The organism is Spirochaetota bacterium (genome assembly GCA_035477215.1).
Classification (GTDB): Bacteria; Spirochaetota; UBA4802; order UBA4802; family UBA5368; genus MVZN01.
In genome coordinates this window covers 1-15,533 of sequence record DATIKU010000029.1, presented here as the reverse complement: position 1 = coordinate 15,533, position 15,533 = coordinate 1, and the positions used below count along the sequence as shown (strand labels likewise).

General features: G+C 58.2%; 11 protein-coding genes. 5 read left to right on the top strand and 6 right to left on the bottom strand.

The features are described 5' to 3' along the window. A partial coding sequence (locus VLM75_06005) for an adenylate/guanylate cyclase domain-containing protein (protein ID HSV96475.1) occupies nucleotides 1-2,648 on the top strand: 2,648 nt, incomplete at its 5' end. Nucleotides 2,649-2,921: 273 nt separating this feature from the next. Here VLM75_06005 and VLM75_06000 read toward each other — a convergent pair. Continuing rightward, nucleotides 2,922-3,653, bottom strand: coding sequence for a DUF4197 domain-containing protein (locus VLM75_06000; GenBank protein ID HSV96474.1), 732 nt, complete (start codon nucleotides 3,651-3,653; stop codon nucleotides 2,922-2,924). A 227-nt stretch (nucleotides 3,654-3,880) separates the two neighbouring features. Between VLM75_06000 and VLM75_05995 the strand changes: the two genes are divergently transcribed. After that, nucleotides 3,881-4,591: a hypothetical protein gene (locus VLM75_05995; protein HSV96473.1), complete on the top strand. Its 711-nt coding sequence runs from the start codon at nucleotides 3,881-3,883 to the stop codon at nucleotides 4,589-4,591. 85 nt (nucleotides 4,592-4,676) lie between these two features. Here VLM75_05995 and VLM75_05990 read toward each other — a convergent pair whose 3' ends face one another. From VLM75_05990 to VLM75_05980, 3 genes are read right to left on the bottom strand one after another with little or no spacing between them, the layout of a single operon-like run. Further along, nucleotides 4,677-5,462, bottom strand: coding sequence for a hypothetical protein (locus tag VLM75_05990; protein ID HSV96472.1), 786 nt, complete (start codon nucleotides 5,460-5,462; stop codon nucleotides 4,677-4,679). Between the two features lie 15 nt (nucleotides 5,463-5,477). Next, the gene (locus tag VLM75_05985) at nucleotides 5,478-6,485 is read right to left on the bottom strand and encodes a transketolase C-terminal domain-containing protein (GenBank protein HSV96471.1); all 1,008 of its coding nucleotides are present in this window, start codon (nucleotides 6,483-6,485) and stop codon (nucleotides 5,478-5,480) included. A 10-nt stretch (nucleotides 6,486-6,495) separates the two neighbouring features. Continuing rightward, complete coding sequence (locus VLM75_05980) at nucleotides 6,496-7,338, bottom strand: transketolase (protein ID HSV96470.1); 843 nt, start codon at nucleotides 7,336-7,338, stop codon at nucleotides 6,496-6,498. 350 nt (nucleotides 7,339-7,688) lie between these two features. Between VLM75_05980 and VLM75_05975 the strand changes: the two genes are divergently transcribed. From VLM75_05975 to VLM75_05965, 3 genes are all read left to right on the top strand, one after another. After that, nucleotides 7,689-9,641, top strand: a complete 1,953-nt coding sequence (locus tag VLM75_05975; protein HSV96469.1) for an aldehyde ferredoxin oxidoreductase family protein — start codon at nucleotides 7,689-7,691, stop codon at nucleotides 9,639-9,641. Between the two features lie 230 nt (nucleotides 9,642-9,871). Further along, nucleotides 9,872-11,263, top strand: coding sequence for a transaminase (locus tag VLM75_05970; protein ID HSV96468.1), 1,392 nt, complete (start codon nucleotides 9,872-9,874; stop codon nucleotides 11,261-11,263). Between the two features lie 114 nt (nucleotides 11,264-11,377). Further along, complete coding sequence (locus VLM75_05965) at nucleotides 11,378-11,965, top strand: TetR/AcrR family transcriptional regulator (GenBank protein HSV96467.1); 588 nt, start codon at nucleotides 11,378-11,380, stop codon at nucleotides 11,963-11,965. A gap of 130 nt (nucleotides 11,966-12,095) precedes the next feature. On the opposite strand, the gene VLM75_05960 is transcribed toward VLM75_05965, so the two are convergent. Both VLM75_05960 and purU read right to left on the bottom strand, forming a co-directional pair. Continuing rightward, on the bottom strand, nucleotides 12,096-13,964 hold the full coding sequence (locus VLM75_05960; protein ID HSV96466.1) for an ABC-F family ATP-binding cassette domain-containing protein: 1,869 nt from the start codon (nucleotides 13,962-13,964) through the stop codon (nucleotides 12,096-12,098). Between the two features lie 51 nt (nucleotides 13,965-14,015). Then, a complete protein-coding gene (purU, locus tag VLM75_05955) occupies nucleotides 14,016-14,855 on the bottom strand; it encodes a formyltetrahydrofolate deformylase (protein HSV96465.1) in 840 nt (279 codons plus the stop codon). Between the last annotated feature and the right edge of the window lie 678 nt (nucleotides 14,856-15,533).

The window sequence follows — 15,533 nt, the reverse complement described above, 5'->3', positions numbered from 1 at the left end:
GGCTTGGCCACTCAAACCATTCACAGGACCGGACCATGATCAAACAATTCCTCGATTACCTCAAAGAAAGACTCGAAAAAAGCCGTCTGACGGCGGCGGCCATCGCGCTCGGCGCGTTCGTCCTTCTTTTCGCCCTCAGTTTCACCAGGCCCTACGAGCTCTTCGATCTGAAGCTCTACGACCTCAACTTTCACGCCAAGCCCTCTGTACCGCAGTGGGAGTTTCTCACCTTCCTGAACATAGACGACAGCGCCATCTACAGCGTGGGGCAGTACCCGTGGCCCCGCCACATCTACGCCGACGGGCTCGATGTTCTCGGTCAGGTTGGCGCCCGGCAGGCCGTCTTCGATATCCAGTTCATAGAGGAATCTCCGCTGCTGGTGGACCGCAAGGCCATGCCGGGGCTGGAGGAAAAGATCAAGAAGGGCCGTCCGGTAAAGGGAGAAGACATCACCGGGGCGCTTATCGACAGCGACCGCTTGTTCGCCGAATCGGCGAAGGCGTACGGGAAGGCGGTCCTCGCCTACTCCTTCTCCAAGGAGAGGCTCATACTCTACAACATGGACGAAAAGGCGCTCGCGGAGAGAAAGGCGGCCATCCAGTATTTCACGAATAAAGCCTCGGTTCCACTTCCGGAAAAAGGCGCCGCCGCTTTCAACGGGCTCATCGATCCCGACCGCGTGCAGATTCAGTATCCGGTGCCGCAGCTCGTGCGCGCGACGCGGGTCTTCGGCTTCGTTGATTCGGACTTCGACGCCGACGGCATCTCCCGCAAAATCCGGCTGGTCCGCGTTTTCGAGGGGCGCATCTATTTCCACATGGCGCTCTCCATGATCGCGGACCTCTGCGGCGTCCCGCTCAAGGACATCGAGGTCGTCCCCGGGCAGAGGATCGTTTTGAGAAAGGCGGCGAACCCCGTCAGCAGGGCGGTCGAGGACATCGTCATACCCATCGACAGGCAGGGGATGATCCACATCAACTGGGCGGATGATTTCGAAAAGGCCTTCAATCACCTTTCGTATTACGCGTTGCTGGAGTACAACGGGGTGCGCGACGAGGTCCACGGTTATTTCGACGAGGAGGAGATTAAATCGGGAAAAACCGACCGCAGTCTTCTCTACGGAAAGCTGGCCCAGCTTTACACACGGCTCGAATCATCGAAAGACCCGTCGGCCGGACGCGGGACGTGGAAGGAGATCGTCGAAACCCGGAAAAAGATCCGCGAGATCGAAAAGAGCTACGCGAAACCGCTGCAGGATGAAATAAAGCGCCTGAGGACGGAGCTCGGTAAAAAGAAAAATCCTGAAGCGGAGGCCGACCTACAGAACCTCGAGAACTTCGTCACCGCCATCAATATCACGCTCGCGGTCGAAAACCTCCGCGATCACTCGGTCATCATGGGACTCACCGCCACGGCCACCTCGGATATCGGGGTGACGCCGCTGTCCTCGGAATACATGATGGTCGGGACCTATCACAATATCGTGAACACCATACTCCAGAAGAACTTCATCCGCAGGGCCGACCCGCTCGTTTCGTACGCGATCATGCTCGTCATCGCGCTGGTGATCGGATTCACCATACAGCGGCTCTCGGCCGTGCGCTCCGTCGTGGCCACGGTGGTATCGTTCGTCGTGGTCAACGCGGGAATTTTCGCCACCTTCGCCTTCGGCCGCGTCTGGGTCGACCAGGTCGGGATATCGCTCGCGCTCCTGCTTCCGGCACTGGCAATCATCGCGACCAAGTTCGTGAGCGAGGAGAGCCAGAAACGCTTCATCAAATCCGCGTTCTCGCACTATCTCTCGCCGCACGTTATCGACGAGATAATCAAGAACCCGGAATCGCTCAACCTCGGCGGCGAAATGCGCGAGATATCGATCTTCTTCTCCGACGTGGCCGGCTTCTCCACGATATCCGAGAAGCTCTCCCCGCCGCAGCTCGTGGCGCTCCTGAACGAATATCTCTCGGAAATGACCGATATCATTCTGGGCTACGACGGCACCATCGATAAATACGAGGGCGACGCCATCATCGCGTTTTTCGGCGCTCCGCACCCGTATCCTGACCACGCCGTAAAGCTCTGCATGGCGGCTGTCGATATGAAGAAACGGCTCGCCGAGATGCGTGAAGGATGGCGCAGCATCGGACAGCAGGAGCTTCGTGTTCGCATGGGCATGAACACCGGCAACGCCGTCGTCGGCAACATGGGCTCGCGCACACGAATGGATTACACCATGATGGGCGACTCGGTGAACCTGGCCGCGCGCCTGGAGGGCGCGAACAAGTATTACAGCACCTACGCCATGATAAGCGAAAACACCTACCTGCAGGCGAAGGACCATATCGAGGCGCGCGAGCTCGACCTCATAAAGGTGGTCGGCAAGAACGAGCCGATCAAGGTGTTCGAGCTCATTGGAAAAAAAGGCGGCCTCTCCGATTACATGATGGAAATGCTCAGAAAATACTACGAGGGGCTCGAGCTCTTCCGCGCCCGCGACTGGAAGGGCGCGCGCGCGGCCTTCAAGGCCGGGCTCAAAACGGTCGAGGACGACGGTCCGTGCAAGACATACCTGGAACGATGCTCGGAATTCATCGATACCCCGCCGCCGAAGAACTGGGACGGCGTGTACAAGCTGAAGACGAAGTGAATCCCCCCGCCTCCGGGCCGGCTAACGACGCGACCTCCAGAGCTTTTCAACTCATCCCCACGGCCCCCTTCTCTTCGGAGAAGAGAAGGGGGAGTTCTGTGGAGTCAACTCGTCGGCAGGCCCCCCCTCTTTCGGTTAAAGAGAGGGTGTCGGGGGTGAGTTCGAAGAGCGACATTCCCGCACGGGTTTCATGAGCCTCCGGCCGCGCAGCTCAGCCGCCTTCACGGGAGACCCCTTCATTGAAGAGGACGCGCCAGGAGTCGCGGGGATTTGCTACTTAAAAACCTTTTTCAACAATTCCGTCACCCTCGCGGCCGGGTCCTTGCGGATGAGGGTCTCCTCCAGCGAAATCATATAGAACAGGCCGTCGAGGGCCTTGTCGGTGGCGTAGGAATCCAGGTCGTATTCTTTTTTCTCAACGAGAGGCAGTGCGTTGTACTGGCCGAGCAGATACTTGTACGCCTTCGTGGCGCCCACATTATCCAGCGCTGTCTTCATAACGGGAAAGAATAGCGTAAAGAGCGATGGACGGGTATGCTTTTCGAAGTACAGCGTGGCTTCGTTGGTGTTTTTTCCATATAAAATATTTTTAGCGTCGGTGATCGTCATCTTTTTAACGGCATCGACGAAGATGTCCTTCGCTTTCGGCGCGGCCTGTTCGGCGGCCCGGTTCATGGAAAGTTCGAGTTCGTCGACCTTTTTGCCCAGCCCGATTTTGCGCAGCCTGTCGGCCCATTTCTGGAGATTGCGCGGCAGCGGTATTTTAATTTTCGGATTCTTGAAGTAGCCGTCGGCCACTGAAACCTTTTGAACGGCCTTCTGCGTGCCGACATTCAGCGCCTCTTTCAGCCCGGCCATGATCGTCTTTTCATCGAGCGGCCTGTCGGCGACGGCGGCGGCCATCTCTTTCGCTTTTTTCATAAAATCGGCCTCCGCCTCGGGGCCGGAGACACAGGCGAACAGCGCGAGAATTCCGCACATCAACACGAATACCGAGCTCTTCATCGAACACTCCCTCTCTCCGTAATGGCCGGCGCGCGGGAGCGCCCGGCAAGTTGAGACTGCGCCTGCGCGCCGGGAATGTCAAGGCGAATACAATCGGACGCGCGCGGCTGTATACGGGTGTGAATTAAATTTCGGGGAGTACGCTGACATTGCGAGCCCGGCCTTATCGGGGCGCGGCAATCTCTTTTACCACAAGGGCTTTTTGATAAATTTTCCGCCTCGCGGAGATGAAAAGCGCCTTCGGTTTTTCGATCGGGCAGTACGTCTATTACAGAGGGCATCCGGGGTCCGCGCTTTTAATCGATGATGACGGGCGATGGAAAAGCCGCATACGCGATTCGCTGGTCGAAACCGCCATCTTCCGCGACATTCTCATGATGACGAGAATAAACAAACCCGCTCCGCTCAATAACCTTTTCGAAATCGGATGCGAGCATTCCGGCAGCATCCTTTCATTCAACAAGATGCTCGGACAGCTTCAGGACGCCGGTAATACCGTTACGCTTTCCCATTCCCCTGATTTGCTCGACTCGGCGGGCATTCTTACCGGTCTGAGAAAGTATTCCACGCTGGCACTTTCGAAACGAACATCGAGTCCGAGGCTTCAAGTTCTTAATACCGCGTCGATATCATCCCATCCTCCCGGCAGATTTGCGGATGTTCGAAATGATTTTGATAGATGGGGAAGACCGGTTGAGTCGTCGGTGTGTGCGCATCTTTCCAACATCTCGCGCGGTAATGACACGCGCCTTTTCTACCAGAGGGAGCGCGAGGAGATTGCGGGCATTGAAGTAAAAACCGGAAGGAGGAAAGAATCGCTTCCCGGAATGGGGGACTTTACAAAGAGCTTCCCCGTTAAAAAAGCCCTTCTCGCTGGCGCCGGGGGCCTGTCGCATGAGGAATTTTTCAGTTATTCTCCCGATGATATAATGGGATAATGCCCCAACCCGACAACCGCGGCCACACTGTTTTTAAAAAATCGGCGGATAGCGTACGTTCGACCGCCACCCGCCGATTGTATCGCTACTTCGCCGGAGGCGTAAGCAGGTCCTGAACGCGCACCATGAAACTGCCGAGCGTGCCGGCGTACTCGGGCGAGCCCTCCACCCTTACGTCGCCGTCGCCCATGGCCTTCACCGTATTCTTGCCCTCGCCCATCACCTTGAACGCGCCGTCGATACCGTTGAACATCATGTGGATGAACGGCGCCTTGCGGGTATAGAGACCGTGGCCCGACTTGGAGTTGCCGGCCTTAACGCGCAGATACGCCGCGGGCCCCTCGGGCTGTACAGAGAGCTGGTACACGCGGTCTGGCTGCTTCGCCGTCCACACGTTCATGTCGGCTTCGCCGCCCTTGTTGAGCTGTGAGAGCGCATTGGTCACCATGTACATGGTGAGCTTTATCTTCAACTCGCGCTTTTTCGCGTTTTTCGGCTTGTTGTCGGGCATGAGAAGCGTAAGCCCGATGAAAAGCGGCGCGAGCTTGAGGAGCAGCCCCAGCCGCCACGCCCCGGAAACCGAGGGAAGCCCGCCCTTGCCGCCGGTGAAAAGCGCGATCATGTCCTCCGGCTTTTTGAACGCTATGTGCACGCCGGGGTTCGGAATAACACCCTGCACCAGCTCGAGCACCCCGTCCTCGAACCGCAGGTGTGCGCCGGTTTCGGTTCCCTTTAACGAGAACTGGATAGTTCCGTCGATCCCCGAGAGGAGCTTTTTATACAGGCCACCGCCTTCATTATAAAGCGTCTTGAAGAGCGGAAGGATAGAACGGAGGATGATGCGTACCGTTAAATCGACTTTATCTGCCATGTTCCGCCTCCCCGATCATGTCTCGTCGTCCCAGTTCTCGTCTTCCTCGATCTCGCGGCCCATGAGCGCGCTCACCGCCTCGACGATGCCGTCGGCGTCGATCTTGTAGTGGTTGTACAGGTCCTCGGGATACCCCACGATGACATACTGATCGGGAATGCCGAGCTTCGTGAAGGCGCAGGCCTTGCCGCTCTCGACGATGACCTCGGCCACCGCGCTTCCCAGGCCGCACAGCACGTTATGCTCCTCGATCGTGACGATTCGGCGCGTCTCCATGACGGCCTTGAGGATGACCTCTTTGTCGATGGGCTTGACGGTGTGCATGTTGATGATGCGCACCGAGAGCCCCTGCGTTTCGAGAATCTTCGCCGCGCGCGCCGCCTGAAGCACCGTGACCCCGCAGCAGATGAGCGTGATGTCTTTGCCCTCGCGCATGGTGACGGCCTTCCCTATCTGGAAGCCGTAATCGGCGGTGGTGTTGACCGGCGGCTCGAAGCCGCGCCCTATGCGGATGTAGACGGGTCCGGGCCAGTCCATGGCCGCGGCGACGGCGTTACCGGTCTCGATGCCGTCGGCCGGGACGATGACGGTCATGTTGGCGAACGAGCGCATCACCGCGATGTCCTCGGTGCAGTGGTGGGTGGAGCCCGCCTGCCCGAACGAGATTCCGGCGTGTGTGGCGATTATCTTGACGTCGAGGTTCTGGTAACAGATGTCGGTGCGTACGAACTCGGCGCTGCGCAGCGCCGCGAAAACCGCGAACGTGGAGACCACCGGCTTGTACCCGGCGAGCGCGAGCCCCGCGGCCACGCCGAAGAGCGAGTTTTCGGCGATACCCATGTTGATGAAGCGTTCGGGGAACTTCTGTCCGAAATTGCCTATTTTGGTGGACTTCGCGAGGTCGGCGGTCATCGCGATAATCTTCGGGTCCTTCTCGCCAAGCTGGGTGAGCACCTGGCCGTACACCTCGGCCTGGGTGAGCTTGTCGGCCTCTTCAATGGACCATGTCATGCCTTCTGCCATTGGTTTCCTCCTATGCCTTCGCGTAGTAATTGTCGATGCACGCGAGCGCCTTGTCGCGCATGTCCGAATCGAGACCGCCGTAATGCCATTTGTAGTCGTTTTCCATGTAATCGACGCACTTTCCCTTTACGGTGTCGCAGATTACGACCGTGGGCTTCGCCTTGATAGTCTGCGCCTTTTCGATGGCGCCGCCGATCGCCGCGAAGTCGTGCCCGTCGATGCGCAGGACCTCCCATCCGAAAGAGGCGAACTTATCGTTGATGTTGTCGAGCTGGGTGATCTCTTCGGTGGGCCCGTCGATCATGAGGTTGTTGCGGTCCACGAAAGCGGTAAGGTTGTCGAGTTTGTGGAACGCGCCGATGATGGCGGCCTCCCACACCGAGCCCTCGCAGAGCTCGCCGTCGCCCATCACGCAGTAGGTGCGGTACTTCCTTCCGGACATCTTCGCCCCCAGGGCCAGCCCCACGGCGATGCCAAGCCCGTGCCCCAGCGAGCCGGTGGACGCGTCGCATCCGGGCACCTTGAGCATGTCGAGATGCATCCCGAAGGGAGAGCCGGTCTTGTTGAAATTCTTGAGTAAAGCCTTGTCGAAATACCCCTTCTCGCCCAGAATGGCGGCCCATCCCAGACCTCCATGGCCCTTGGAAAGGATGAACCGGTCGCGGTCTTCCCAGCGGGGCTTTTTAGGATCGATATTGAGATATTTATAGTATAACGCCACCAGTATGTCGGTCTGCGAAAGCGACCCGCCGATATGGCCGCCGCCTGCGGTAAAGGTGATATCGACGATGGTTTTGCGGATATCCTTCGCCTTTTCCCGAAGCCGTTTGATGTCTTCCTGCGCTAACGGCATAGCTCCCTCCTTTAATTAAATTGAGTGAGCAACCACTCAGTTTTTCAACATAGAAACCCGCGCCGCTTTTATTGCAAGTCATTTTTTCACGATTGGAGCGCGCGCGGGCGCACCCTTCCGCCGGGCGGCCATCGCCTACCCGGGATGAGCGACCGCTTAAAAAATTATTACCGCACCTGTAATAAAGTTGCTATTTTATGAACGGCCTTCATTGTAATGGTATTCAGGCCCTGGATGACGGGCTTCATCGGCGGAGAAAATTAAAATATCCGGAGTGGTGACCCGTCGTTCTTCTCAATGCCGCATCATCCTGGGCATGCAGGTCGGTATCATAAATGGAGGTACGTGTAATGAGCGGTTACATGGGGAAGTACGTAATCATCAATCTATCAACCGGGAAAAGCGAGGTGGTGCACCCCGGGGAAGAATTCTATAAAAAATACCTTACCGGTTATGGCATGGGTGCCGCCGTAATCACCGAGCGGCAGAAGGCGAAGATAAATCCGCTGTCGCCTGAAGCGCACATCGGATTCTGTTCGGGGATACTTACGGGAACGGGAGCCTACTTCTCCGGGCGGTTTATGGTTGTGGGCAAGTCTCCGCTTACGGGCGGCTGGGGCGACGCGAACTCCGGGGGGTTTTTCTCGATCGAGATAAAGCGGGCCGGTTACGACGCGGTCTTCTTCACCGGAAAGGCGAAGAAGCCGGTGTACGTCTACATCAGCGACGGCAAGGTCGAGATAAAAGACGCCAAAAAGATATGGGGCAGGGATACGGTCGAGACCGAGGAGCTCATCCGCGCCGAGCTCAAGGAAAAGAAGGCGCAGGTGGCCTGCATCGGCAAGTCCGGCGAAAAGCTTTCGCTCATCTCGGGCGTGGTTACCGACGGCGGGCGCATCGCGGCCCGTTCGGGCCTTGGCGCGGTGATGGGCAGCAAAAACCTGAAGGCCCTGGCAGTAAAAGGCTCGGCGAAGATCCCCGTGGCCGATCCCGAGAAGATGAAGGCGATCAGCAAAAAGTTTCTTAAATCATACAAGTTTGTCAATCCGATGGACACCGTCACGGTGGCCGTCATCAACTACGTGAGCCAGGTGATCGCGCGAACCGGTATAGCGGTACCCAGCCAGCCGTCGACCGTCCGCGAGATCTACAAAAAATACGGCACGTGCGGCCTCACCGTCTATTCGGCGCTGACGGGCGACTCCCCGATCAAGAACTGGTCTGGAGTGGGTTACGTCGATTATCCCGGCAGCTACAAGCTTTCGGACGAGAGCGTCATAGCCTACCAGAAGAAGAAGTACGGCTGCCAGGCCTGTCCGCTGGCCTGCGGCGGCGTGATCGACATCAAGAAGGGCCGCTACGCGGGCACGGAGGGACACAAGCCCGAGTACGAGTCGCTGTGCGCGTTCGGCGGACTGGTGCTGCAGAACGACCTCGATACGCTTATCGAGATCAACGAGCTCTGCAACCGCGAGGGGATCGATACCATCTCGGCCGGCGGCGCGGTAGCCTTCGCGATCGAGTGTTTCGAGAAGGGAATAATCGATGAAAAACAGACCGGCGGGCTCAAGCTCGGCTGGGGAAAATCCGCCGAGATTCTTGAACTCACCGAGATGATCATCAATCGCGAGAAGATCGGCGACGTCCTCGCGGACGGCGTAAATATCGCGGCGAAAAAGATCGGCAAAGGCTCCGAACAGTTCGCGATCCATGCCGGCGGCCAGGAGCTTCCCATGCACGATTCGAGGCTCGACCCGGGCTTCGGCATCATCTACCAGATGGAACCCACGCCCGGACGGCACACTGTCTCCTCGTACCTCTACGGGCCTCTCTACAAAACCAAGAAGCGCTTCCCGTCGGTTAAAAAGATGATAGGCCGCTCGCAGGGCAAAGACATGAAGAGCCTCGCGCTCTGCCTCGGCACCGCCTACTTTACCAACCTCTTCAACGGCGCGGGCCTCTGCCAGTTCGGCGTGCTCACCGGCCCGCTTCCCGTGGTTGAGTACCTTAACGCAGTTACGGGCTGGAATCTCTCCGCCGACGACTACCTCAAGGCGGGCGAGCGGATATTCAACCTGCGCAAGGCGTTCAATCTGCGCGAAGGGCTCAAACCCGGGGACACGAAGCTCCACTCCCGCGCGGCCGGCGCCGAGCCGCTGAAGAAGGGTCCCCTGAAGGGAGTGACGCTCGACATGGAGAAGCTCACCCGCGGGTTCTGCGAACTCGCCGGCTGGGACGTCGCCAGCGGCGGGCCGACGAAAGAGAAGCTCAGGGATCTGGGGATCGCCGACCTGGCCAAATAAGCCGCATCAGAACCGGCAGTACCGAAAAGGCGGGCCATCGGCCCGCCTTTTTTCTTAAGTTTTTATTTATTTGTTGATTGACAAATTAATACGATCGTGATTTTTCCAAGTTGTTGCCGGGGCGATAAAACCTCGGATCTCCCTTACCCGCAACGGCTCAATTCTGTTCATCCACGACCGTAATGGCGTGGGAGCAACAAACACTGACCGGAGGAGGATGATTGAAAGCCATGTCGGAAGTAAAACTTGAAAAAATACACGAACTCATAAAGCGCGAGGTCGAGCGCTACGCCGCCGAACGGCCCAAGTCCAGGGCCCTTTTTGAAAAAGCGCGCAAACACCTGGTCGGCGGGGTGCCCATGTCCTGGATGCGTATCTGGGTCGGAGGCTTCCCGGTATTCGTCGAAAAGGCCAAAGGCGTTTACATCACCGACGTGGACGGCCATCGCTATCTCGATCTGTGCCTGGGCGACACCGGCGGGCTGTGCGGCCACGCGCATCCTAAAATCGTCAGTGCCATTTCGAACCAGCTCAAGAACAGGGGTACCACCACCATGCTCCCCACCGAGGACTGTATCTGGGTGGGAGAGGAACTCACGCGCAGGTTCAAACTGCCTTTCTGGCAGATCCTCATGACCGCCACCGACGCCAACAGGATGGCGCTCAAGGCGGCGCGTGAATATACGGGCCGGCACCTCATCCTTGCCATGAACGGCACTTACCACGGCTCGGTCGACGAAACCCTCTGCGTCAACTTCTTCGGCGAGATGATCAACAATCCGGGGCTCATGGGACCGCTGGTCAGGAACCCCGCCGAGATGACGAGGATAGTCGACTTCAACGACGTCGAGGCGCTCGAGAAGGCCCTCGCGCCGGGAGACATCGCCTGTGTCATAACTGAGCCTGTGATGACGAACGTCGGCATCATCAACCCCGAACCCGGCTACCACGAAGCGCTCCGCGCGCTCACGCGCAAATACGGCACGCTCCTGCTTATCGACGAGACGCATTCCATGTGCGCCGGTCCGCGCGGCGTGACCGGCGAGATGAACCTCGATCCGGACATCTTCGTGGCGGGCAAGTTCATCGCCGGCGGCTACCCTGCCGCGATCCTCGGTTTCAACGCGGCCATTTCGGAGTGGTTGGCGAAGCGCAAGCCATGGCACGTATTTTTCGGTTTCGGCGGAACGCTTTCGGGGAACGCCGCGGCGGTAGCGGGCATCCGGGCCGCGCTCGAGCACGCAATCAACGATGAGAACTTCAAGCGCATGATACGCCTGGCGAAGAGGATGGAGAAAGGACTCGCGAAAATAATCAAAGGCAACGGCCTCGGCTGGTACGTCGCGCGCATCGGCTGCCGGGTGGAGTTTCGCTTTCTCCCCAATCCACCTAAAAACGGATCCGAGGCGTTGTTCTCCGAGGTGCCGTACAACCCGGTCGACCCTATCATGGAGGGACTCACCGGGCCTCTCGAAGAGCTCATCCATGTATACTGCGCGAACCGGGGAATTCTCCTCACCCCGGTCCACGAAATGGCCCTGGTAGGGCCGCAGACGACCACGAAGGACGTGGACAACTACATCGCGGTAATCGGCGAGATGGTGACGGAGCTTTTAAAATAAATCAAGGCCGGCCGCGCCGCACTGGCGCGGCCGGCTTTTTTCTATGGACCGCATCATGGCCGGGGTCGATGAACGATACGGTCGCCGATACCGATCATCAACCAGGAGCACACGTTGGGAAGAAAGCCCATAAAGGAACGGCGCCGCAGGGAGATACTGGAAGCGCTGTACCGCTGCCTTTTAAAAAAGCCGTACAGTGAAACATCGATCAAGGACATCGGCACGGAGTCGGGGATCAACTACGCCATGCTGCATTATTATTTTAAGAGCAAGGAAGACATCCTTCTCAATTTTATCGATTACCTTTTCGAAAAATACGACGGCCTGTTCGCCGAACACATGCTCCGCCTCGATAAGTCCGGCCCCACGTTCGAGGAGACGGTACGGTCGGTTTTCGCCTTTTTTAACGAGCACATCACCACCGACAAAAAGCTTCAAAAAGTGTTTTTCGAGATATGGGGGGTGGCCCTCTACAATCCCGTGGTCAACGCCAAGCTGAGAAAGATTTATCGCGCACTGATCGGCGCGGTGGAGTCCGCCATAACAAAAAACGGCGGCTCACCCCAGGCCGCGCATCTGGCCCTTGCCACCGTCGCGTTCCACGAGGGGATCGGAATCTTTTCGGTGTTCTTCAATTTCAATAAAAAGTACACGACGATGCTGCTGGAGGGGTTTCAGAATAAAATTATGGAGATGCTGTGACCGACACGGATCGCATCCGACAGAATTACAATAATAGCGGGCGGGCCCGTAATTGTTCGACAAGCTCGACTTCCGGGTCGTTTCCCTAAAGCATCCGTATACCGGCCGGGAACGACCCGATCGGGCCGGATTAAACCACCCCCTCGCCCCCGACCGCGGCGAGCTCCTCGCCGAAGCGCGCGGATTCCTCCTCGTGGCGGCAGGTCAGCGCGTCGAGTTCCTCATACAGCGCATTTATGAGCTGTGCGCGGTCGTGCGCCGACTTGGAAAGGGATGCGATGCGCGCGCCATCACCCGCATGCGAGGCCTCGACCAGCTCGTCGTGCTCGCGGGCCGAGGAGGCCTCCTCTTCGGCGATGCGCTTCTCCATTTCGGCCATCCTGCTTTCAAGGGGCCCGAGCTCCTTCGCGCGGCGCGCCTGGATTTCGGAGCGTATTCGGCGCAGTTCCTTTTTGTTGGTAACGGGCCCATCCGCACGAGCGGCCGCGCCGCGCGCGCCCTCCTGTTGGTACTCGTCCTCCCATCCCACTTTTTCGAGAAAGTCCCGGTAGCTCCCCTCGTGCACCGAAACGCGTCCGCGCTGGAAGGCGACGATGCGCGTGGCCAGCGCATGGAGAAACATCTCGTTATGCGTCACCATTACGATCGCGCCGTCGAAATCGTCGAGCGATTCCAGCAGCGCGTCGCATGACTCCATGTCGAGATGGTTGGTGGGCTCGTCGAGTAAAAGCAGATTCGCCGGCGTGGCGATAATCTTTCCAAGGAGCACCCGGGCCTTCTCGCCGCCGGAGAGCACGCGTACCGGCTTGAGCGCCTCATCGCCCTGAAAGAGCATGGCCCCGCAGATGCTTCGGGCCGTCCGGCGGTCGGCCGCCGCGAACCCCGAGAGTATCTCCTCCTCGACAGTGAAGGTTGGGCGCAGGTTGACGGTGTTCGTCTGCGCGTAGTAGCCGGTTCTCAGGTGGAGCTGTCCGGCGATCTCGCCCTGAAGCGGCGAAAGCTCGCCGGCGAGCAATCTAAGCAGGGTTGTCTTGCCCTTTCCGTTTTTACCAATGACGCAGACGCGGTCGTGTTTTCCGATCGTAATATTGAAATTCTCAATGAGGTGCAAAGCGCCGTCCGGGTACGAAAACGATATATCCGACGCGTTCAGCAGGTGGCGGCCGGGAAAGGCGGCGTAGTTGAACTCAAACTCGAGGGTCTTTATCTTCTCGAGCTTCCTGAGGCGCTCCTTCTTCTCCAGGCTTTTAACGCGCGACTGAACGAGGTTGCCCAGGCGAGCCTTCGCCCGGAAGCGCGAGATGAAGAGCTCCGTCTCCTTGCGCTTCTTCTCGTCGTTCAACCGGGTCTTCTCGTGGATCTCCTCTTCCTTCGCGATCTGCTCGTAGAGCTTGCCCGTGCTCCCCCGTATCTTCCGCAACTTTTTGCGGTGTATGCCCATGGTGTGCGTGGTCACTCCGTCCATGAACGAACGGTCGTGGGTGATGAGCATGAGCTCCCGCATCCATTCATTAAGGAAGCGCGAAAGCCAGCGTATTGACGCGATGTCGAGGTAGTTGGTCGGCTCGTCGAGGAGCAGGAGGTCCGGCGCCGAGAGCAGTGCCTTCGCAAGGTTGAGCCGCACCTGGAAGCCGCCCGAAAGCCCCGCCGGTGCGCGACCCATTTCGTCAGTGCCGAAGCCGAGGCCGGCGAGGATCTTCTCGGCGCGCCAGCGGTCTGCGCGCTCCTCCTCGGGAAGCCCCAGGCAGGCCTCCCCGATCACCGTCGCCTCGGAAAACGAAAGCTGCTGGCGCACGTGCCCGATGGAGTAATTTTTCGGAACGGCGATGACCCCCGAGTCCGGATGCTCCTCGCCGATGATGAGCCGAAAGAGCGTGGTCTTGCCGTGGCCGTTGCGCCCCGTCAGGCCGACGCGTTCGCGCGGATTTATCGCAAAACCCACCTCGTCGAAGAGGACGACCGTTCCGTATGATTTACTGAGATTTTCGACGCGAAGCATGGCACTCCCGGGATGAAATTGATGCGGTGAGCCCGCAGGGACGGCCAGGGCTCATTCGAAAATAACGGTCTTGTTTCCGTTTACGAAAATCTTGTCTTCAAAAGCGAGCTTCAGCGCCCGCGCAAGCACCACCTTCTCTCCATCGCGGCCGGCCTGCTGCATATCGTCGACGCTGAAGGTGTGGTCAACCGGAATCACGCTCTGCGCGATGATGGGCCCCTCGTCCAGACTGTGATTCACGAAGTGCGCCGTCGCGCCGATGATCTTCACCCCGCGCTCATAGGCCTGCCGGTAGGGGTTTGCCCCGATAAACGCCGGAAGGAATGAATGATGGATGTTGATGATGCGGTTCGGAAAACGGTCGACGAAAGCGTGGCTGAGGATGCGCATGTACTTCGCCAGCACTATGTATTCCGGCGCGTACAGTTCGACCACTTTCAGAATTGCGTCCTCGTGCTCCTCGCGGCTCACCCCGTCATGCGAAACGCAGTGAAAGGGTATCTCGAATTTCTCCACAAGCTCGCCGAGATCGTTGTGATTACTTACGACGGCGAGCACGCGCGCGTTGAGCTCTCCGTAGCGGTGGCGAAGGAGCAGGTCTCCGAGACAGTGGTGCTCCCTGGTCGCCATGATGATGACGTCCTTGCGGCGTTTTTCAGAAAGCGCAATCCGCGTGTCCTCAGGAAGCGACGCATGAAGCCCCCCGAGCACCGTCTCCCTGTCCAGCTCTCCGGCGAACTCCGTGCGCATGAAGAAGTGTTGCGTCTGGCGGTCCACGAACTCGTGGGTGCTGGTGATATTGAGACCTCCGCGAAAGAGCACGCCGGTGATCGCATGCACCAGCCCCTTGCGGTCCGCGCAGTCTATGCGGAGTATATGAGTTCTGTCCATAATCGCATCCAATGTGCAACGTTGTTACAGCAGGCCCGCTTTTCGTCAAGCGAAAAGAAAACTCGGGCCCGTAACAATCCGCACAAACGCCGGGCCATAGCGGCGGCGCCGGTCGACAGGGCGCGCCCCGGGCACGGGGATGTTGCGGAATATCACATCGAGCGCTTTTTCCGCTTCTGGGTGCGGAAAGATCCCGAAGGCGGTCGCCGGGAATCCCCCGTTCATTGCGGTCGCCTGTCCCTGAAAATCGAAGCGCGCCGCGGAAGCGCACCACCAATTCCGTTTGTTTCAACCGGGGGAAATTTCAAGAATGTTTTATTGAAAAGCCAACTTCGGTTTCGGCGTCCCCGGATATTCGAGCGAGCGCGGGTTTTCCCTTGTCGCTCTCCTCAACCGCGGCATCATTGAGTATGATTCGGAGGATATCTATTTTTCAACCCGCAGGCTTGATGGTCCTTTCAGCGAATTATTCGGGAAATCACGGAAGATGCGAACGGACTCGAAGAGACCGCCGGCGGGGAACATCAAGCCGGAAATATTAGCAGTTTCCTGAAAAACTCAATTAAAGTATAGAAAATAATTGCCAAAACAGTCAAGGCAAATAATAAAGCAATCATGAGAGGAACAGATAACAAAACCCAAATAGAAATGTACAGTTACATCCCACTGGAAACACGG

Coding starts and splice junctions, on each gene's coding strand:
- VLM75_05990 (HSV96472.1), bottom strand. CDS start 5,462: ATGGCAGATAAAGTCGATTTAACGGTACGCATCATCCTCCGTTCTATC.
- VLM75_05985 (HSV96471.1), bottom strand. CDS start 6,485: ATGGCAGAAGGCATGACATGGTCCATTGAAGAGGCCGACAAGCTCACC.
- VLM75_05975 (HSV96469.1), top strand. CDS start 7,689: ATGAGCGGTTACATGGGGAAGTACGTAATCATCAATCTATCAACCGGG.
- VLM75_05960 (HSV96466.1), bottom strand. CDS start 13,964: ATGCTTCGCGTCGAAAATCTCAGTAAATCATACGGAACGGTCGTCCTC.
- VLM75_05980 (HSV96470.1), bottom strand. CDS start 7,338: ATGCCGTTAGCGCAGGAAGACATCAAACGGCTTCGGGAAAAGGCGAAG.
- VLM75_05970 (HSV96468.1), top strand. CDS start 9,872: ATGTCGGAAGTAAAACTTGAAAAAATACACGAACTCATAAAGCGCGAG.
- VLM75_06000 (HSV96474.1), bottom strand. CDS start 3,653: ATGAAGAGCTCGGTATTCGTGTTGATGTGCGGAATTCTCGCGCTGTTC.
- VLM75_05995 (HSV96473.1), top strand. CDS start 3,881: ATGAAAAGCGCCTTCGGTTTTTCGATCGGGCAGTACGTCTATTACAGA.
- purU (HSV96465.1), bottom strand. CDS start 14,855: ATGGACAGAACTCATATACTCCGCATAGACTGCGCGGACCGCAAGGGG.